Source organism: Sphingomonas sp. GCM10030256 (assembly GCF_042666415.1).
Taxonomy (GTDB): domain Bacteria; phylum Pseudomonadota; class Alphaproteobacteria; order Sphingomonadales; family Sphingomonadaceae; genus Sphingomicrobium.
This window is the reverse complement of record NZ_JBHTDI010000001.1, coordinates 957,649-976,620: the sequence shown is the minus strand read 5'-3', so window position 1 is coordinate 976,620 and position 18,972 is coordinate 957,649. Positions and strand designations below refer to the sequence as shown.

17 protein-coding genes are annotated in these 18,972 nt (G+C 66.2%); 4 read left to right on the top strand and 13 right to left on the bottom strand.

Going from position 1 to position 18,972, the window contains the following annotated elements; all coding sequences use genetic code 11:
* Nucleotides 1-27 precede the first annotated feature (27 nt).
* The 6 genes from ACFQPG_RS04685 to ACFQPG_RS04660 form a co-directional block, all read right to left on the bottom strand.
* Complete coding sequence (locus ACFQPG_RS04685) at nt 28-618, bottom strand: DUF4142 domain-containing protein (protein WP_380810600.1); 591 nt, start codon at nt 616-618, stop codon at nt 28-30.
* Nucleotides 619-681: 63 nt separating this feature from the next.
* Nucleotides 682-1,971: an amidohydrolase family protein gene (locus ACFQPG_RS04680; RefSeq protein WP_380810599.1), complete on the bottom strand. Its 1,290-nt coding sequence runs from the start codon at nt 1,969-1,971 to the stop codon at nt 682-684.
* A gap of 100 nt (nt 1,972-2,071) precedes the next feature.
* Nucleotides 2,072-3,490 (bottom strand): dihydrolipoyl dehydrogenase, encoded by a 1,419-nt coding sequence (gene lpdA, locus ACFQPG_RS04675; RefSeq protein ID WP_380810598.1) that lies wholly within the window; start codon nt 3,488-3,490, stop codon nt 2,072-2,074.
* Nucleotides 3,483-3,671, bottom strand: coding sequence for a hypothetical protein (locus ACFQPG_RS04670; protein ID WP_380810597.1), 189 nt, complete (start codon nt 3,669-3,671; stop codon nt 3,483-3,485). Before ACFQPG_RS04670 ends, lpdA begins: the two co-directional genes overlap by 8 nt.
* 189 nt (nt 3,672-3,860) lie before the next feature.
* Entirely contained in the window at nt 3,861-4,148 is a 288-nt protein-coding gene (locus tag ACFQPG_RS04665) for a hypothetical protein (protein WP_380810596.1), read from the bottom strand.
* 131 nt (nt 4,149-4,279) lie between these two features.
* Nucleotides 4,280-5,638, bottom strand: a complete 1,359-nt coding sequence (locus ACFQPG_RS04660; protein WP_380810595.1) for a pyruvate dehydrogenase complex dihydrolipoamide acetyltransferase — start codon at nt 5,636-5,638, stop codon at nt 4,280-4,282.
* A gap of 103 nt (nt 5,639-5,741) precedes the next feature.
* Here ACFQPG_RS04660 and ACFQPG_RS04655 point away from each other — a divergent pair, with 103 nt between their 5' ends.
* On the top strand, nt 5,742-6,212 hold the full coding sequence (locus tag ACFQPG_RS04655) for a universal stress protein (RefSeq protein ID WP_380810594.1): 471 nt from the start codon (nt 5,742-5,744) through the stop codon (nt 6,210-6,212).
* Between the two features lie 27 nt (nt 6,213-6,239).
* On the opposite strand, the gene ACFQPG_RS04650 is transcribed toward ACFQPG_RS04655, so the two are convergent.
* The 3 genes from ACFQPG_RS04650 to ACFQPG_RS04640 form a co-directional block, all read right to left on the bottom strand.
* Nucleotides 6,240-6,719 carry a GAF domain-containing protein gene (locus ACFQPG_RS04650; protein WP_380810593.1) on the bottom strand — a complete coding sequence of 160 codons (480 nt, stop codon included), beginning with the start codon at nt 6,717-6,719 and terminating at the stop codon, nt 6,240-6,242.
* Nucleotides 6,720-6,826: 107 nt separating this feature from the next.
* Nucleotides 6,827-7,237: an alternative ribosome rescue aminoacyl-tRNA hydrolase ArfB gene (arfB, locus tag ACFQPG_RS04645; RefSeq protein WP_380810592.1), complete on the bottom strand. Its 411-nt coding sequence runs from the start codon at nt 7,235-7,237 to the stop codon at nt 6,827-6,829.
* A complete protein-coding gene (locus ACFQPG_RS04640) occupies nt 7,227-7,886 on the bottom strand; it encodes an RluA family pseudouridine synthase (RefSeq protein WP_380810591.1) in 660 nt (219 codons plus the stop codon). The genes arfB and ACFQPG_RS04640 overlap by 11 nt, the downstream gene beginning before the upstream one ends.
* Before the next feature lie 371 nt (nt 7,887-8,257).
* Here ACFQPG_RS04640 and ctrA point away from each other — a divergent pair, with 371 nt between their 5' ends.
* Entirely contained in the window at nt 8,258-8,965 is a 708-nt protein-coding gene (gene ctrA / locus ACFQPG_RS04635) for a response regulator transcription factor CtrA (protein WP_380810590.1), read from the top strand.
* Nucleotides 8,966-9,017: 52 nt separating this feature from the next.
* Entirely contained in the window at nt 9,018-10,364 is a 1,347-nt protein-coding gene (locus tag ACFQPG_RS04630) for an Nramp family divalent metal transporter (protein WP_380810589.1), read from the top strand.
* Nucleotides 10,365-10,385: 21 nt separating this feature from the next.
* On the opposite strand, the gene ACFQPG_RS04625 is transcribed toward ACFQPG_RS04630, so the two are convergent.
* Nucleotides 10,386-11,195, bottom strand: a complete 810-nt coding sequence (locus ACFQPG_RS04625; RefSeq protein ID WP_380810588.1) for an arginyltransferase — start codon at nt 11,193-11,195, stop codon at nt 10,386-10,388.
* A gap of 135 nt (nt 11,196-11,330) precedes the next feature.
* On the bottom strand, nt 11,331-12,551 hold the full coding sequence (locus tag ACFQPG_RS04620; RefSeq protein ID WP_380810587.1) for a threonine ammonia-lyase: 1,221 nt from the start codon (nt 12,549-12,551) through the stop codon (nt 11,331-11,333).
* A gap of 51 nt (nt 12,552-12,602) precedes the next feature.
* Between ACFQPG_RS04620 and ACFQPG_RS04615 the strand changes: the two genes are divergently transcribed.
* On the top strand, nt 12,603-14,279 hold the full coding sequence (locus tag ACFQPG_RS04615) for an amidohydrolase (protein WP_380810586.1): 1,677 nt from the start codon (nt 12,603-12,605) through the stop codon (nt 14,277-14,279).
* Here the strand turns inward: ACFQPG_RS04615 and ACFQPG_RS04610 are convergent.
* Nucleotides 14,251-16,251: a protein-disulfide reductase DsbD family protein gene (locus ACFQPG_RS04610; RefSeq protein ID WP_380810585.1), complete on the bottom strand. Its 2,001-nt coding sequence runs from the start codon at nt 16,249-16,251 to the stop codon at nt 14,251-14,253. The genes ACFQPG_RS04615 and ACFQPG_RS04610 overlap by 29 nt on opposite strands.
* A gap of 100 nt (nt 16,252-16,351) precedes the next feature.
* Complete coding sequence (gene metH, locus ACFQPG_RS04605) at nt 16,352-18,970, bottom strand: methionine synthase (RefSeq protein WP_380810584.1); 2,619 nt, start codon at nt 18,968-18,970, stop codon at nt 16,352-16,354.
* Nucleotides 18,971-18,972 lie beyond the last annotated feature (2 nt).

The window sequence follows — 18,972 nt, the reverse complement described above, 5'->3', positions numbered from 1 at the left end:
TCCTCCTGCGACGAGCGCTGCCCGCCTTTACTTGTTGATCTTCTGCAGTTCGTTGAGGTGCTTCTGGACCACGCCGGTCGTCTTGGAGGCATGATCCTTGAGCGGCCCCGACTGGGCCGACGCCAGGAACGAGTTGACCTTCGCCAGAGTTTCTTGGTGCCCCGCCTGCTGATCGGCGAGATATTGTCGATCGAACGCCGCCCCGCTCAGGGTCTTCAATGCATCGACCTTGGTCTGCTTGTCGGCCGGCAGCACGGTCGGGATCGCCGGAGCTGGGCTGATGCCCTGAACAGCTGCCTTGAGTTCGGTTGACGATTTCGTGTGCTCGTCGATCATCATCTTGGCGTAGCTCTTCACCGCCCCGCTCTGCCCCTTCTGCTGGGCCAGCTTGCTGGTCTCGATCTCGAACATGTCCGAGGCGGCAGCGGCGGTGACATAGGCCTCCGCGCCTGCCGAGGTTGCGCCCACCACATTGTCCGCCATGTTCGCGACCCCGGGCTCGTCCACCCCGCCGTCAGGAGTTCCCGCGACATTGTTGGAAACGCTTGTTTCCGATTGGTTGCAGGCAGTCAGGCCGATCGTCAGCACGGCCGCGGCCGCGGTTGCCAGAAGACGCATATTCTCTCCTCGAGGCCGCTATCCGGCCCGCACTGCAGAACCGCAGCGGCGGAGAGACGTTCCCTAGCGCCCGGCGCCTTTCACCAGCTGGCCGCCCTTGATCACGGCATCGACCCGGGTGAGCAACGCGACATCGCGCAACGGATCGCCGGCGACCGCGACCATGTCGCCCAACCGCCCCGGGGCGATGGCGCCCACATCCCGCTCCCGGCCGAGCGCTTCGGCGGCGTTGCGGGTCGCGGCCTGGATCGCTTCCAGCGGGGTCATGCCGTAGGCGACCATCGTCTTGAACTGGCCAGCGGCGGTACCGTGCGGCATGACGCCGGCGTCGCTGCCGAACACCATGCGAACGCCGGCCCGGTGCGCCTTGCGGAAATTGTCGCGCTGGACCTGCGCCACCTCTCGGTCCTTGCGGAGGTTCTCCTCCAGCGCGCCGGTCTTCCTGCCTTCGGACTGCGTGAATTCGGTGTTGTAGATGTCCATGGAGAACCACACCGGCCGCTTGCGCTGCGCCGCCAGCCTGATGCCCTCGTCGTCGACGATGCTGGCATGTTCGATCGTGTCGATGCCGGCGCGGATCGCGGCCTTGATACCGTCGGCACCATGAGCGTGCGCGGCGACCCGCAGACCGAGCATGTGCGCTTCCTGGGCGGCTGCTCGGAGCTCGTCCTCGGTCATCTGCTGCTGACCAGGCTCGGTGTTCTTGGAGAAAACGCCGCCGGTGGCACAGACCTTGATCACCTCCGCGCCATATTTGCGGTTCTCGCGAACCTGGAAGCGGATCGCCTCGGCGCCGTTGACGCCCCGCTCGGTCAGGCTCTTGTACTTTGGCGGAAGCAGGTTGCCGCCGCCGCAATGCCCGCCGGTCGCGCCGAAGCTCCACGTCGCGGGCACGATCCGGGGGCCAGGGTAGAAGCCAGCCTCGATGCCCTGCTTCAGCGCCACGTCGGCATAATCGGACGATCCGAGGTTGCGGACGGTGGTGAAGCCCGCTTCCAGCATCGCCCTGGCGTTGACCACTCCCAGCGTCGGCCAGAAGGCGTCGTTATATTCGAAGCTCTTGTAGCCGCGGATGTACGGGCTTCCAGCCAGGTGCACATGCATGTCGATGAACCCCGGCAGCAGCGTGCGCCCGCTCATGTCGATGTGCCGGACATCGGCGCCCCATCGCACCGTCCGCGCATCGGCGACGGAGGTGATCCGGCCGTCGTCGCCAATGAACACCGCCGGGCTTTCCACCACCTTGCCGGTCAGCACGTCGATCATGCGGTCCGCGGTCACGACCACTTTTTCGGCTTGCGCCGGAGTGGCGATCCAGAGGGCGGCGAAGCCGGCGGCAAGCAGTTTATTCATTCTTCGTCGCTCCCGCGAAAGCGGGAGCCCATCTCCCGAACTGATCGCATGTGAAGGGTTCCCGGACATGGATTCCCGCCTTCGCGGGAATGACGGCACTTCAGATGTGGATTACCCTAGCGTAGGCGCCAAGCACGCTTTCGTGCATCATCTCGGATAGCGTCGGGTGCGGGTAGACCGTGTTGATGAAGTCTTCCTCCACCAGTTCCGCGGTCTTGCCCAGCGTGTAGCCCTGGATCAACTCCGTCACCTCGGCGCCGATCATGTGCGCGCCGAGCAACTCGCCGGTCTTGGCGTCGAACACCGTCTTGATGAACCCCTCGGTCTCGCCAAGCGCAATCGCCTTGCCGTTGCCGATGAAGGGGAACTTGCCGATACGCACCTCGTAGCCCGCTTCCTTGGCCTTGGCCTCGGTCAGGCCGACGGACGCGACCTGCGGGTGGCAATAGGTGCAGCCCGGGATGTTGGAGACATCCATCGTGTGCGGATGAACATCCTTGTTGCCCAGTTCCTTGGCGATGCTCTCGGCGGCGATGATGCCCTCGTGGCTCGCCTTGTGCGCCAGCCAGGGCGCGCCGGTCACGTCGCCGATCGCCCACAGGCCGGGCACGTTGGTGCGGCCGTACGGGTCGATCGTGATCCGCCCCTTCTCGACGCCGACGCCCAGCTCCTCGAGCCCGATGCCCTCGATATTGTGGACGATGCCGATTGCGACGATGGCATGGCTGAACCGCTGCTCGGCAACCTTGCCGTCCTTCGCCTTGATCTTCGCCGCGACCCCCTTGCCGTCGCTGGCGAGGCTCTCGACCCCCGCCGAGGTCAGGATCGTCATGCCCTGTTTTTCGAGGCTCTTCTGTAGCGCGGCGGAGATTTCGGCGTCTTCCACCGGAACGATGCGGTCGAGCATCTCGACCACGGTCACCTTGGCCCCGCAGTCGTTGTAGAAGCTGGCGAACTCGATCCCAATCGCGCCGGAGCCGATCACGAGCAGTTCGCTCGGCATCTCCTCGGGCACCATCGCGTGCCGATAGGTCCAGATGCGCTTGCCGTCGGCCTTGGCGAACGGCAGGTCACGGGCGCGGGCGCCGGTGGCGACGATGATGTGCCTGGCCTGGAGGTCAGTGGTCTTGCCATCGGCGGCAGCGACCTGGAGCTTGCCCGGCGCGGTCAGCCTGCCGGTGCCCATGTGCACGGCAATCTTGTTCTTCTTCATCAGGTGGCCGACGCCCTGGTTGAGCTGCTTGGCAACCGCGCGGCTGCGCCCGACGATCTTGCCGAGGTCCGGCTTCACCTCACCCGTCGCGACCAGTCCGAAGCTGTCGGCGTGGCGCATGTGGTGCAGCATCTCGCCCGAGCGCAGCAGCGCCTTGGTCGGGATGCACCCCCAGTTGAGGCAGATGCCGCCGAGGTTCTCGCGCTCGACGATCGCGGTCTTGAGGCCGAGCTGCGCACAGCGGATCGCCGCGACATAGCCGCCCGGCCCAGAGCCGAGCACGATCACATCAAACTGGTCAGCCATTCGTCATTTCCCCTGCCGCAATCGTTCGCGGCCGATCATTGTTGTCCAGCGCAACAAAGGTGAATTCTCCGGAGGCGACGAGCTTCTCCGCCTCCCCGTCCCGCTCCCGCGCAATCGCCTCCGCCTTCAGCCGAAGCGAGGTCCGCCCCTGCCGCATAAGCTCGACATAGACGGAGCTCATCCCCGACCGCCATCGCGCCCGGAAAGCGAAGCTCGTCGGCCGCCACCAGGATCGCCTTGCCCTTGGCGTGACGCGAAGCGAAAGACCCGCAGTGGAGCCCCATCTGCCCCATCAGCCAGCCGCCGAATACCCCGCCGTACGGGTTGGTGTCGGCCGGCATGGCCGTGGTGCGGATGAGTGGCTCTCCCCTCACGCAGCAATCTCCCGTGAGCCACCACCGAGAACAGCGAATAAGACGCAACTTACAGCGCCGAAAAGAGCGGGCAGAACTAGCACAGCTGGATCAGAGGTCAGATCCCACCCAACAATTGAGGCCATAACGATCAAGAATACGCCGCAGGTTACGACAATCCCTGCGAGGCCGGCAAAGGCTAGCCGCACGACGGCAGCGAATCCGGTTGTCCGCGCCTCTAAGAACCAGGTGAGGAGCAGCGCTAAGAACACGCCCGGCAACGCTAAGCCGGCAAAAACGATCAAGTAAGCTAGACCCTCTGGATCCGTCGCATCCGCAAAGCCTTCGGACACCAAGACCCACCCGATCAAAGCCACAAGAACCAACAGCGGCCCAAAGACAAACGAGATTGCCGCTCTGGTAGGTCGCGTTAGCCTCAAGCCACCAACCCCAGCGGGTTCTCCACCAATGCCTTGAATGCCTTCATGAACCGCGCCCCGTCGGCACCGTCGATGGCGCGGTGGTCGAAGCTGCCGGTGGCGCTCATCACGGTGGCGACGGTCAGCTGGTCGCCCTCGACATAGGGGCGCTTCTCGCCCGCTCCGATCGCCAGGATCATGCCCTGCGGCGGGTTGATGACGGCGTCGAACTGCTTGATCCCGAACATGCCCATGTTGGAGATGCTTGCGGTGCCGCCCTGATATTCATGCGGCTGGAGCTTGCCCTCCTTCGCGCGGCCGGCCAGATCGGTCACTTCGGTCGAGATTTTCGATAGCGACTTGGAGTTCGCATCCGCGACGATCGGCGTAATCAGGCCGTTCGGGATGCTCACCGCCACCGAAATATCCGCGCGGCTGTACTTGATCAGCTGGTCGCCGGCGAAGCTGACGTTGCACTCGGGCACCTCGATCAGTGCCAGCGCCAGCGCCTTGATCAGCATATCGTTTACCGACAGCTTCACGCCCCGGCTGCTCAGCGAAGCATTAAGCTCGCCCCGCAGCTTCAGCAGCGCGTCCAGGCGGACGTCCACCGTCAGGTAGATGTGCGGCACCTGCTGCTTGGACTCGGTCAGGCGGCGCGCAATGGTTTTGCGCATGTTGGAAAGCTTGACCGCTTCGTGCGGGATTTCGGTCTCAAATGCTGGCGCGGGAGCCTGAGGAGCGGGCGCAGCCGCTTGAGCCCGCGGCTTAGCCAGCGCTCCACCCGCAGCCTGGCCAAGATCGGCTCGAACGATCCGCCCGCCCGGCCCGCTGCCCTTCAGCGTCGACAGGTCGACCCCTTGCGCCTGCGCCAGACGGCGAGCGAGCGGCGATGCCTTGATGCGGTCCTGCCCCTCTCCCCGGCCGGCTGATGGCGACTCAGCCGCTGGCTGAGGGGCTGCGGCAGGCGCGCTCGGAGCCGCCGGCGTCTCACCGCCGCTCTGCTGCGGTGGAGCGCTCGTCGGCCCCTTCTCGCCCGACATCCCCTCATGCTCGCTGGCCCGCGCTTCGTCCTTCTGCGGAGCAGGACCAGAAACAGCCGGAGCCGCCGCGGAAGCCGCACCAGCATCCTCCCCCTCAGCGGCAATCAGCGCAATGGCCGTGCCGACCTTCACGCCATCCGTTCCTTCCGCCACCAGGATCCTGGCGACGGTGCCCTCGTCCACGGCCTCGAACTCCATGGTCGCCTTGTCGGTCTCGATCTCGGCCAGGATATCCCCCGACTTGACCTCATCGCCCTCCTTCACCAGCCATTTGGCGAGCGTGCCCTCCTCCATCGTCGGGGACAAAGCGGGCATCTTCAGTTCGACGGGCATGGGGCGCGGCCTCGGGTGAGCGGATGGATCGGTCCGCTCAAAGACCAGCTTCCGATGCCCGTCAAGCTTGCGCTCGCCGCCGCCTTCGCGCACCAAGGCCGCCATGGGGGAAGAGCCAACGCGGACCTATCTGGTCGTGATTGACGACAGCGCCGAAGCCCGCACTGCGCTGCGCTTCGCCGCGCGCCGTGCGGTCAAGACCGGCGGCGCGATCGAGGTGCTCGCCGTGGTGGAGCCCCAGGACTTCGTTCAATGGGGCGGGGTCCAGGCCGCGATCGAGGAGGAACAGCGCCTCCGGATCGAGGCCAGCGTCGCCTCCGCGGTGGGCGAGATCGTCGACGCAGCGGGCATTGCTCCCAAGATCATCGTCCAGGAAGGAGACCGGGTCGACGTGGTGCGGGCACTCGTCGGCACCCGCGACGACATCGCAGCGCTGGTCCTGGGGGCCGCACCGCATGGCGACCCCGGTCCGCTGGTCGCCGACCTTACCGGCCAGGACGCGGGCAAGCTGCCGTGCCCGGTAATGATCATTCCGGGCTCACTCAGCGACGAGCGGCTGGAACAGTTAAGCTAGCTTCTCCCCCAAAGGAGGAGGAGCAAGTCACAAGACCCGCGCCAGCACCTCGCCCAGCGCGACGCACCCTGCCTCATCCTCCGCATCGAAGCGGCCCACGGTCGGACTGTCCAGGTCCAGGACCGCGATCAGCTCGCCATCGCGCACGATTGGCACCACCAGCTCGCTGGCACTCGCCGCGTCGCAGGCGATGTGTCCAGGAAAGGCGTGGACATCCTCCACTCGCTGCACCCGAAGCGTGGCCGCAGCGGCGCCGCACACACCCTTGCCGAACGGAATACGAATGCACGCCGCGCGCCCCTGGAAGGGCCCGAGCACAAGTTCTCCGCCGACGTTACGGTAGAAGCCGGCCCAGTTGAGATCGGGCAGGCTTTCCATGATCAGAGCGGAGAAATTGGCCATGTTGGCGATCGGGTCCGGCTCCCCGGCGACCAGGCTTTCCAGCGCGGCCCGGAGGTCGCGGTAAAGCGTGACCTTGTCCGGGGCCGCGATCTTGAAGTCGTACATTGCGATCTTTCTCTGGCGTCGCCCTGAACTTGTTTTCGGGCCCATCTGTCAACGTTGATTGCAGCGCCGGCGGAGGCATGGATGCTGGATCCAGTTCAGCATGACGGTCAGTAATCCGTCACCCTTCCCCGTCCCGCCTTCACCACGCTCCGCCCCTTCTTGGCATCCACCCGCCTTGCCTTGGCGGCGCGCGAGGGCTTGGTCGGGCGCCGCTTGGCCTGCCGCACATGGGCAGCCGCGATCAGTTCTGCCAGCCTGCGCCGCGCATCTTCCCGGTTCGCCTCCTGCGTGCGGTAGTTACGCGCCGTGATCAGCAGCTCGCCGCCGCTGGTCAGGCGACTACCCGCGAGGCTCTTCAGTTTTTCGTAGGCGTGCGGCGGCAGGCCCAGGCGGAACACGTCGCAGCGCAGCTGGCAGGCCGTGGCGACCTTGTTGACGTTCTGCCCGCCCGGACCGGTTGCCGCCAGGAAGCGCTCGCTCAGCGCCTCTTCCGGGATGATCACTTCGTCAGGCTTCATCGAGCGACGCGCGAATATCGTCGGGCCAATGCTCCGGCAGTGGAGCCGCGACATCGATCGTTGTCTTGCCCTCGCGGGGCACCACCAGCCGGGAGGCATGGAGCAGCATCGCCCCACCAGGGATGCCATAGACCCGATCGCCGACGATCCCCGTCCCGAACGCTTCCCGCGCATGCACGCGTATCTGGTGGGTACGCCCCGTGACCGGACGAAATTCGACCAGCGTCCGACCATCAAGCACTGCCAAGCGGCGCCAGTGGGTCACGGCTTCCTGGCCCTTGGCATCCCCCACCATGCGCCAACCCGCGTCGGCACTCGATCGCTTGGCCAACGGCAGGTCGATGGTTCCGCTTTCCTCGGCGACAGCCACTCCGATCAGCGCAAGATAGCTCTTCTCGACCCGCCGTCCTTCAAACGCCTGCTGCAGATCGGCGCGGGCGCGCGGGTTGCGGGCGAACAGCAGGCATCCGGACGTGTCCTGGTCCAGGCGATGCATGGCGGTAGGCGGCCGCTTGAAGCCGCACTTCAGTTCGTCCAGCCGTCGTTCGATGCTGTCGCCACCCGCTCGCGGCGTGTCGACCGGCAATCCCGCCGGCTTGTTGATCACCAGCGCGTCACCGTCGATGAACAGGATACGGTCGGATAGCATGGCCGTCCCCGTAGCCTGCCCTCCTCAAAGCACAACATTTCCGTTCGTCCGGCGCAGTCGAGGGCGTAAAGCGCCAGAAGACACGGCTTCCAATGTAGGATCGCATCTGCTTGGATGTCGGCGCTTCCCGGCAACGCTCTTTATCGCGGCCCACCCATCTTCCCTCGGCTCGGCGAGGAAAAAGTGGCTTCGTTACCGTGAACATTGTGAACATTGGCAACCCACACTGATGCAGCCGCGCAACGATTCTGCCGGATTCCAGCGCTTTACAGCTTATTAACCTTTGTCCTTCAGATCGGAATGGTTAATGCACGCTTCAGGGCCGTTAAGCCGCCGTAACGCTTTTCGGCTCTCTGAACGGGGGGACAATCATGCGGGTTCTGCTGATCGAGGACGAGCCGACCACGGCCAAGAGCATCGAGCTGATGCTCGGCACCGAAGGCTTCAACGTCTACACCACCGACCTGGGCGAGGAAGGCCTCGATCTCGGCAAGCTGTATGATTACGACATCATCCTGCTCGACCTCAACCTGCCGGACATGCACGGCTATGACGTGCTGAAGAAGCTGCGCACGGCCAAGGTCGGCACTCCAGTCCTGATCCTGTCGGGCCTGAACGAGATGGACTCCAAGGTCCGTGCGCTGGGCTTCGGCGCCGACGATTACGTCACCAAGCCGTTCCACCGCGACGAGCTGGTCGCCCGCATCCACGCCATCGTCCGCCGCTCCAAGGGGCACAGCCAGTCGGTCATCCGCACCGGCAAGCTGGCGGTCAACCTGGACGCCAAGACGGTCGAGGTCGACGGCAGCCGCGTCCACCTGACCGGCAAGGAATATGCGATGCTGGAGCTCCTCTCGCTCCGCAAGGGCACTACCCTGACCAAGGAGATGTTCCTCAATCATCTCTATGGCGGTATGGACGAGCCGGAGCTCAAGATCATCGACGTCTTCATCTGCAAGCTGCGCAAGAAGCTGAGCCTTGCCTGCGGCGGCGACAATTACATCGAAACGGTATGGGGCCGTGGCTACGTCCTTCGCGACAGCAACGAAGCCGAACTGCCGGAAGCCGCCGTCGCCTGACGGGCGGCAAAAGATGGTGAACTGAACCGCCAAGCTAGGCTACAGCTTGGCGATGACTCCGCCGCCGAGAGATCTGGAAGCCGTCACGGAGCCCCCGTCGCCGGCGTTCCGGCCAAGCCTGCCGGAGTCCTATTCCTCGGTCCCGGTGCCCGCTTCCGGCGCCTCTTTCTGGCGCAAGGTCGGAGCCTTCGCGGGGCCCGGCTACCTCGTCGCCGTCGGCTACATGGACCCGGGCAACTGGGCGACCGACATCGCCGGCGGCTCCGCCTTCGGCTACACCCTGCTGTCGGTCATCCTGCTGTCCAACATCATGGCGATGGTGCTCCAGGCGCTTGCCGCCAAGCTCGGCATCGTCACCGGCATGGACCTCGCCCAGGCCTGCCGCGCCCATTACTCGCCACCGGTTCGGATGGTTCTATGGGTGTTGTGCGAGCTGGCGATCGTCGCCTGCGACCTGGCCGAGGTGATCGGCACCGCCATTGCGCTGCAATTGCTGTTCGGCATCCCCCTAGTGTGGGGCGTGGTGCTGACGGCGGCCGACGTGCTGCTGATCCTGCTCCTCCAGCAGCGCGGCTTTCGCAAGCTGGAGGCGTTCGTCATCGCCCTCCTGATCATCATCGCCGGCTGTTTCGCGGTTGAGCTCGCACTGGCCCAGCCGAGCCTCGGCGCCATTGCGGGTGGCCTGATCCCCTCGCCCGAAATCGTCTCCAACCCGGCGATGCTCTACATCGCCATTGGTATTCTTGGCGCCACCGTGATGCCGCACAACCTCTACCTGCACAGCTCGATCGTCCAGACCCGCGCTTTCGGCCGGACGTTCAGGGATAAAAGGGAGGCGCTCCGCTTCGCAACGCTGGACAGCAGCGTGGCGCTGTTCTTCGCGCTTTTCATCAACGCCTCGATCCTGATTCTCGCCGCCGCGGCCTTCCATGGGACCGGGCGCACCGAGGTCGCCGAAATCCAGGACGCCTACTACCTGCTGGCCCCGGTACTCGGCGTTGGCGCGGCCAGCACGCTGTTCGCCGTCGCGCTCCTGGCGTCGGGCCAGAACAGCACCATCACTGCGACGCTCGCCGGGCAGATCGTGATGGAAGGATTCCTCAACATCCGCCTGCCCGCCTGGCTTCGGCGAATGGTCACCCGCCTGCTGGCGATCATCCCGGCGGTGCTGGTCGCGGCCTATTACGGCGAAAGCGGCACCGCCAAGTTGCTGGTGCTGAGCCAGGTCATCCTCAGCCTGCAGCTCCCGTTCGCGGTGGTCCCGCTGGTCCAGTTCACCAGCGACCGCACCAAGATGGGTCAGTTCGTCAATCCGGCCTGGCTGAAGGGTGCGGCATGGCTTATCTCGGCCGTGATCATCAGCCTCAACCTGAAGCTGCTGTCGACGGTCTTCTTCTAGGCATTCGGGTGAAGGGGCGGCTCAGACCTTGAGCAGCCCCCGCCGCTCGACCCCGACCGGCTGCTGGACCATGCGCCGCTCGGGAGGCGCGGCAGTGGCCGTGTCAAACCGCCGCCAGCCGTCGCGGCCAAGGCGCTCGAGCGGCCGGAAGCTCGCCTTGTAGGCCATCCGATCCGACCCCTCGACCCAGTAACCAAGATAGACATAAGGCAGGCCGGAGCGCGCCGCGCGAATGATGTGGTCGAGGATGATGAACGTCCCAAGCCCCCTCCGCGCCTCGGGCCCGGCGTCGTAGAAGCTGTAGATCATGCTCAGCCCGTCGCTCTGCTGGTCCGACAGGCAGGCGCCGACCAGCCGACCGGGGCGCCCGTTCACCGACGGCTCGCGATACTCGACGACATAAGTGCGGACCGGAGTCTGCTCGACCATGTCGGCAAAGTCGTTCTCGTCCATTTCCGCCATCCCGCCGCCGGGATGGCGGATCGCGAGGTAGCGACGCAGCAGTTCAAACTGCTCCTCGGTGGTCCATGGTTTGCAGGCCGTGACTTCGAGGTCGGCGTAGCGGCGGATCAGCTTGCGCTGGGTGGCGCTTGGCTGGAATTCTTCGGCTGCGACGCGGACCGACACGCAGGCCGAACAATCGATGCAGCTCGGGCGGTAGGCGACCGACTGGCTGCGGCGGAAGCCGATGCGGCCGAGCGCCTCATTCAGCTCGGTGGCATGATGCCCCGACAATTCGGTGAACACCTTCCGCTCCATCTTGCCCGGGAGGTAGGGGCAAGGGCTCGGACTGGTCACGAAGAACTTCGGAAAACGAAACGGCGCGCTCACCCGACCACCGGCTCCTGAAGATGGTTACGGAAATGTTTATGCGTCTGTCCAACGCTCTTGGAAAGAGGTGGAGCCATGAGGAAAGTAGTTAATGCGACAGGCTGTGCCGGGATGGGGCAAGGGCTCGCTTGACAGTCAGTCCAGTTCCGCCCGTTCCACCCTGAAGCCGGCATCCTCCAGCCTGCCGATAAGCGCCTGAATCGCCTCGGCATCGCGCGCCTCGCATTCGACTTCGATGATCGTGTCCTTGGCCGGCAGGCGTGAGAAGATCCGCTGGTGGTTTGTCTCAATGATGTTGACGCCGGCCTCGTGAAATTTGGCCGTGATCGCCGCCAGTGCGCCAGGCCGGTCCTGCGCCGCAATCCGCAGCCGGGCGATCCGGCCGCAGCGGACGAGTTCGCGGATCAGCACGTTGGCGAGCAGGTGCGTGTCGATGTTGCCGCCGCACAGCACGGTGCCGACCTTGCGACCTTTGAAGCGCTCAGGTTGAGCGAGCAGCAGCGCCAGCCCGGCGGCACCCGCCCCTTCAACGACGGTCTTCTCGATCGCCACCAGCAGCGCGACGGCATGTTCGATGTCGCGCTCGGCGACGAGCTCGATGCGGTCGACCCGTTCGGCGATGATCCGGCGGGTAAGATGCCCCGGCTCCTTGACCGCAATGCCCTCGGCCAGCGTGTCGCCGCCGATCGCTGTGGTGGTGCCGTCGATGACGTTCTTCATCGACGGGTAGAGTTCCGCCTCCACGCCGATCACCTCGATCTCGGGACGAAGCGTTTTGGCAGCGATGCCGATGCCGGAGATCAGCCCGCCCCCGCCGATCGGGATCACCAGCACGTCGAGTTCCGGCATGTCCGCCAGCATTTCCAAGGCGATGGTGCCGGTGCCGGCAACGATTGCCGGATCGTCGAACGGATGGACGAAGACCAGGCTTTCCTTGCCCTCCATCTCGCGGGCGAGAGCATATGCATCGTCGAACCGCTCGCCGTGGAGGACCACCCGGGCGCCATGCTCCTCGGTCTGCATGACCTTCACCGTCGGCGTGTTGGTCGGCATCACAATGGTCACTGGAATGCCGAGCCGGCGGCCATGGTAGGCGACCGCCTGGGCATGGTTGCCGGCCGACGCCGCGATGACCCCGCGGCGGCGCTCGTCGTCGGTCAACTGGAGCAGTTTGTTGAGCGCGCCGCGCTCCTTGTAGGCGGCAGTGAACTGGAGGTTCTCGAACTTCAGCCAGATTTCGGCGCCGGTGATCTCGGACAGGGTGCGGCTCTTCAGCATCGGGGTGCGCAGGACGGCGCCCTCGATGCGCGTTGCGGCGGTGCGGATGTCGTCGATCGTCGGCGGCCTGGTCGTCATGATCAGGCGCGTAGCCCTTCCCCGCCGGGCAAACAATGCTAGGCAAAGGCCATGAACGGAACCGCCCTCTTGCTTGCCACAGCCGCTCTGCTGGTGCCCCTTTCCGCCGCGAAAGCGGACACGTTGGTCACCAATGTGCGAGGGGTGCAGGTCGCATCCGACGGAACCCTGGATCGCTTCACCGGCCTGCTGCTCGACGATGGCGGCAAGGTGAAGCAGGTCCTTCGTGGCGAGCAGCTCAAGCTGCCCGGGGGGACGTCAGTGGTCGACGGGGGTGGGCGGACCCTGCTGCCGGGCCTGATCGACGCGCATGGCCATGTGATGGGCCTCGGCCAGGCGCTGACCCGGCTGGACGTGACCGGAACCAAGTCCGTCGCAGAGCTTCAGCAGCGGCTGCGCGACTATGCGGCGAAGAACCCGGACCTGCCCTGGATCACCGGCCGCGGCTGGAACCAGGAGATGTGGCCGGGCAAGCGCTTCCCGACCGCGGCCGACCTGGACGCCGCCGTGCCTGACCGGCCGGTGTGGCTGGAGCGGGTCGATGGGCACGCATCGGTGGCGAACAGTGCCGCCCTCAAGGCTGCAGGTGTGACCGCAGCAACCAAGGCACCGGCGGGCGGCAAGATCGAGCGGGACAAGGCGGGCCGGCCGACTGGCCTGTTCGTCGATGCCGCAACCGCTCTGATCGACGGAAAGGTCCCTCCCGCTCCTCCAGCCCAGCAGGAGGCGGCGCTTCTTGCCGCCCAGGCATTGCTCCTGGAGAACGGCCTCACCGCCGTGGGCGACATGGGCACGTCGGCGGAGGACTGGCTGGCGATGCGGCGACTGTACGACGGTGCGCGGCTGCAAGTGCGGATCATGGCCTACGGCGGCGGCATCGAAAACTTGCTGGCGGTGGCCGGGACTGAACCAACGCCGTGGCTGTACGGCGACCGGTTGCGGATGGGCGGGGTCAAGCTCTACTCCGACGGCGCGCTGGGGTCGCGTGGAGCCTGGCTCAAGCAGCCCTATGCCGACGCTCCGACGCGTGGCCTGGCCCTGCTCACGCCGCAGGAACTCAGGCGGCAGGCCGGCATCGCGGCCGCGGGCGGGTTCCAGCTTGCCGTGCACGCCATTGGCGACGCTGCCAATGCCATGGTTCTCGACAGCTACGAGGCGCTCGGCAGCGCGCAGGGCGACAAGCGCTGGCGGGTCGAGCATGCGCAGGTGGTGGACACGGCCGACCTCAAGCGCTTCGCTGCAGGCAAGGTCATCCCGTCGATGCAACCGGTCCACCAGACCAGCGACCGGACGATGGCTGAGGCGCGGCTCGGTCCCAAGCGGCTGGATGGCGCTTACGCCTGGCAGACGCTCGACAAGAGCGGAGCGCGGCTGGCGCTCGGGTCCGATTTCCCGGTGGAGCATCCCAACCCCTTTCACGGGCTGGCGGCGGCGATCAGCCGACAGGGGCTGGACGATCAACCCACGGGCGGCTGGCGGCCTTGGGAGCGCATGACTTTCGCCCAGGCTCTTGGTGGATTCACTCGCGATGCGGCATGGGCAGGTTTTGCCGAGACGAAGGTCGGCAGCCTGGAACCAGGGAAATGGGCGGACTTCATCCTGGTGGACCGGGACGTCGCGGCCGTTACGCCTAACGAGCTCGCTCGGACGCAGGTGCTGCAGACCTGGATCGCGGGGAAGAAGGCTTGGGAGCGCACCGCTACGCCGGGCGTCGGGCAAGCTCGATGAGCGTTCCCGGAGTGAGGATTTGCGGCAATTCCCGCACCGGTCGCCCTGGCGCATACCACAGGTAGAGCGGCACGCCGGCCCTGCCGCGGCTTTCGAGGAACCGGGTGATGGCCGGGTCGCCGTTGGTCCAATCGCCGGCCAGCACTTTGACCCCGGCCGCGCGAAAGGCGTCGCGAACCGCGTCCCGATCAATTGCGCCGGCTTCGTTGACCTTGCAGGTGAGGCACCAGTCGGCGGTGAAATAAACGAACACCGGTCGCCCGCGCCGCAGATGGTCGGCAACGCCGGCTTCGCTCCATGGCTCGGCTCCCGCGAGGCTTCGGCCGGCGGAACTGGCGGGCTGCGCATCGATTGTCAGCACCGCCGCCGCGGCAATGCCGAGCGCTGCGGGGACGGCGACCAGCGCGACCGCCCGGCCCCGTCGTTGCCACAGCCCGGCGGCCAGTAGCACCAGCGTCAGCAGGACCGCCGCCAGCACTCCCGTCGTCAGCGTCGGCTCGCCCCCCTGCCGCCACAGCAGCCATAGGCAGCCGGCCGCGGTGGCGGCCATCGGGATCGCGAGAATGCGTTGGAGACGCTGCATCCAGGGTCCGGGGCGCGGCAGGCGCGAGCGAAGTGCGGGAACGAAGGCGACCAGCAGGAACGGCAAGGCGAGCCCCAGTCCAAGCCCCGCAAAGACCAGCACCGCTGCGGCTGCCGGGAGCAGCAGCGCGGAGCCGAGCGCCGCGCCGAGGAACGGCCCCGCGCAGGGTGTCGCGACGAAGGCCGCCAGCGCACCGGTTGCGAAGCCGCCGCGCGGGCTGCTCTCGCCGCCGACCACCGGCAAGCGGAAGGCGCCGAGCAGGTTGAGCGTGATCACCACCGTCAGCAGCAGCAGCAGCAGGATGGTGCGCGGGTCCTGCAGCTGGAAGGCCCATCCCGCCGCGCTTCCCCCGGCACGCACGGCGAGCAAGGCCACACCCAACAGACCGGTCCCAACGATCGCTCCGAGCGTGTAGGCCAGTGCGTCCTTGCGAGCCGCTTTCTCCCCCGCGCCCGCCCGAGCAAGGCTAAGCGCCTTCAGCGCCAGGATCGGGAACACGCACGGCATGAGGTTGAGCAGCAAGCCGCCGGCCACGGCGCCGATGAGCGCCAACAGCGCCGCCAACGCCACGCGCTCGCTGACCGGTGACCCGCCTTCCGGAACAGGGCCCGGGCGAGCTTTGAACCACAGGCCAGGCTGGCCCTCGCCCAGCGCGAGAACACCGGCGAAGGTCTCCGGCGCGCTTCCTCTCGCCGGCAGTTCGGCGACCAGAGTATCTCCGGTGCGGCGAAAACGCTGGGGGGCGGCATAGTCCACCGACCCGTCGGTGGCCGGATAGACGTAGGTCTCGCCCACGGTAATGGAGTGCGGCAGCGGAATGGCGACCCGCAGAGTTGTCCCGTCGGCTTGTAGCCGCGCCGGTGAGCCCAGCGGGCGTGGCAGGCGCCGGCGCCATTCGTCGAAGCGGCTCTCAGAGGTGGCACCGGCCGACCCGATCGGGACGTCGAGCGCCAGCGCGCCCTGCTCGGGAACGCAGATCTTGTCGGTGCAGGCAAGCCACTGCGCACTGGCCCTGACCGGCAAGGCCCCGGTCGCATCGGCAGGCACCCGGAGGCGGGTCAGGATGGCGTAGGGCCCCTTGTAGACATAGTTCATCAGCCCCGCGATCGTTAGTCGGGTCGGCACCGGATAGCGCAGCGGGCCGACCGACGCTCCGCGAGGAAGCTGCCAGTCGATGCTCATCGGCTGCCCGGCATCGCCCGGATTGAGCCAATATCCGTGCCATCCCGGTTCCGGAGTCATCAGAATGGCGAGGTCGACCTCGCGCCCGGGGATGACCGGGCCGTCGACGACCAGCTGCGGCGTGATCGCCGTGGAACCCGTCGAACGCAATTGTGCGGCTGCGGGCGTGGAGAGCAGCGCGAGCAGGAAGGCCAAGAGCCGGAACATCGATGCGCGCTTTACCGTCATTGCGAGCCGAAGGGGAAGCGATCCAGTTTCAACTTCGAGAGCCACTGGATCGCATCTCTGCGCTCGCGACTACGCTAACCTAATCCAAATTCGGCCGTAGCCAGCGGGTGGCCGTCTCCACGTCAACACCGCGCCGTTCGGCGTAATCTTCGAGCTGGTCCTGCCCGATTTTGGCGACGCCGAAGTAAGCGCTCTCCGGGTGCGCAAAGTAGAAGCCGCTGACCGCCGAGGTCGGAAGCATCGCGAAGCTCTCAGTCAGGGTGACGCCGGACGGCTCGCCGCCGAGCATGTCGAACAGCACGGGCTTGAGGCTATGGTCCGGGCAGGCCGGGTAGCCGGGGGCCGGCCGGATACCGGTATAATGCTCACGGATGAGGTCCTGGTTGGACAGATGCTCTTCCGCATATCCCCAGATGCTGGTGCGGACGTGGTGGTGCAGCCGCTCGGCAAACGCTTCGGCCAAGCGGTCCGACAGCGCCTTCAGCATGATGTCGCTATAGTCGTCGTTGGCCTGCCGGAAGCGCCCGAGGTGCGGCTCCATGCCATGGATGCCGACGGCGAACCCGCCGATCCAGTCCTCGCCTTCTTCGACGATGAAATCGGCCAGGCACATGTTGGGGCGGCCCTCGCGCTTCTTCACCTGCTGGCGAAGGAACGGCAGGCGGGTCTCGTGATTACCGGCAAGGACGTACACGTCGTCACCATCGCGGCGGCAGCGCCACAGGCCGACGGTCCCACGCGGGGTCAGCCAATGCTCGGCGATAATTCGGTCGAGCATCGCTTCGGCATCGTTGAAAAGGCTGCTGGCGCTTTCGCCGACCACCGGATCCTCGAGGATCGCCGGGTAGTTGCCGTGCAGTTCCCATGCGCGGAAGAAGGGTGTCCAGTCGATATGCGCGCGAAGGTCGCGCAGCGGCCACTCGCCGAAGCTATGCAGCCCAGGTCGGGCGGGCGCCGGGGCCTTGCGCTCCGGGTCGACGCGCAAGCGGTTCGCCCGCGCTTGCTCCAGCAAGGCAAGGTCTTGCGCGCCGCGGCCCGCTCGGGAATCGCGCAGCGCCTGGTAATCGTCGGCGGTGCGAGTGATCAGCTCGGCCTTCTGCGGGCCATCGCTGACCAGCGCCGAGGCAACGCCCACCGCCCGGCTTGCGTCCAGCACGTGGATCACCGGTCCGCTATAGGCCGGAGCGATGCGCAACGCGGTGTGCGCCCGGCTGGTGGTCGCGCCGCCGATCAGCAGCGGCATGCTCATCGCCGCTCGCTCCATCTCGCTCGCGACCGTCACCATCTCGTCAAGCGAGGGAGTGATCAGCCCGGACAGGCCGATCATGTCGGCGCCATTCTCGTTCGCCGCCTCCAGAATCCTGGTCCACGGTGTCATCACGCCCAGGTCGACGACCTCATAGCCGTTGCACTGCAGGACCACGCCGACGATGTTCTTGCCGATATCGTGGACGTCGCCCTTGACCGTCGCCATGACGATCTTGCCCTTGCCCTTGGCGCCCTCGTCCTTTTCGAGTTCGATGAACGGCAGCAGGTGGGCGACTGCTTTTTTCATCACCCGGGCGGACTTCACCACCTGCGGCAGGAACATCTTGCCCGACCCGAACAGGTCGCCGACCACGTTCATGCCGTCCATCAGCGGACCTTCGATGACCGCGATCGGACGCGACGCTTCCAGCCGGGCCTCTTCGGCATCCTCAACGATATGAGCGTCGATGCCCTTGACCAGCGCATGCGCCAGCCGCTGACCAACCGGCCAGCCGCGCCATTCGGCGGCGGCCTTTTCCGCCACCGGATCGCTGCCCTTGAACCGCTCGGCAAGTGCGATCAGCCGCTCCGTCGCATCGTCGCGGCGGTCGAGGATCACGTCTTCGCAGGCGTCGCGAAGCTCCGGATCGATCGCGTCGTACACGTCAAGCTGCCCGGCGTTGACGATCGCCATGTCGAGCCCGGCGGGAATGGCATGGTAGAGGAACACCGAGTGCATGGCCCGGCGCACCGTCTCGTTGCCGCGAAACGAGAAGCTGAGGTTCGACAACCCGCCGGAGACATGGGCCCTGGGGCAGCGGCGGCGGATCTCCCGCGTCGCCTCGATGAAGTCGAGCGCGTAGCGACGATGCTCGTCGATCCCAGTGGCCACGGCAAAGACGTTCGGATCGAAGATGATGTCTTCGCCGGGAAAGCCGTTGGAGGTCAGCAGCTTGTAGGCGCGCTCGCAAATCTCGATCTTGCGCGCCGCTGTGTCGGCCTGGCCGGTCTCGTCGAACGCCATCACGACCGCCGCGGCGCCGTAGGAGCGGCAGGCGCGGGCCTGTTCCAGGAACGGCTCTTCGCCTTCCTTGAGGCTGATCGAATTGACGATCGGCTTGCCCGAGACGCACTTCAGCCCGGCCTCGATCACCGTCCACTTGGAGCTGTCGATCATCACCGGCACCCGGGCGATGTCGGGCTCCGCGGCAATGCGCTTGAGGAAGGTGGTCATGGCAAGCTCGCTGTCGAGCAAAGCCTCGTCCATGTTCACGTCGACGATCTGCGCGCCGTTCTCGACCTGCTGCCGAGCGACTTCCACCGCGGCGTCATAGTCGCCGGCAATGACCAGCTTCTTGAATCGCGCAGAGCCGGTCACGTTGGTGCGTTCGCCGATGTTGACGAAGGCGGTGGCCGCGCTGGCGGCGAGGGACTTGTCCTGTTCACTCATGT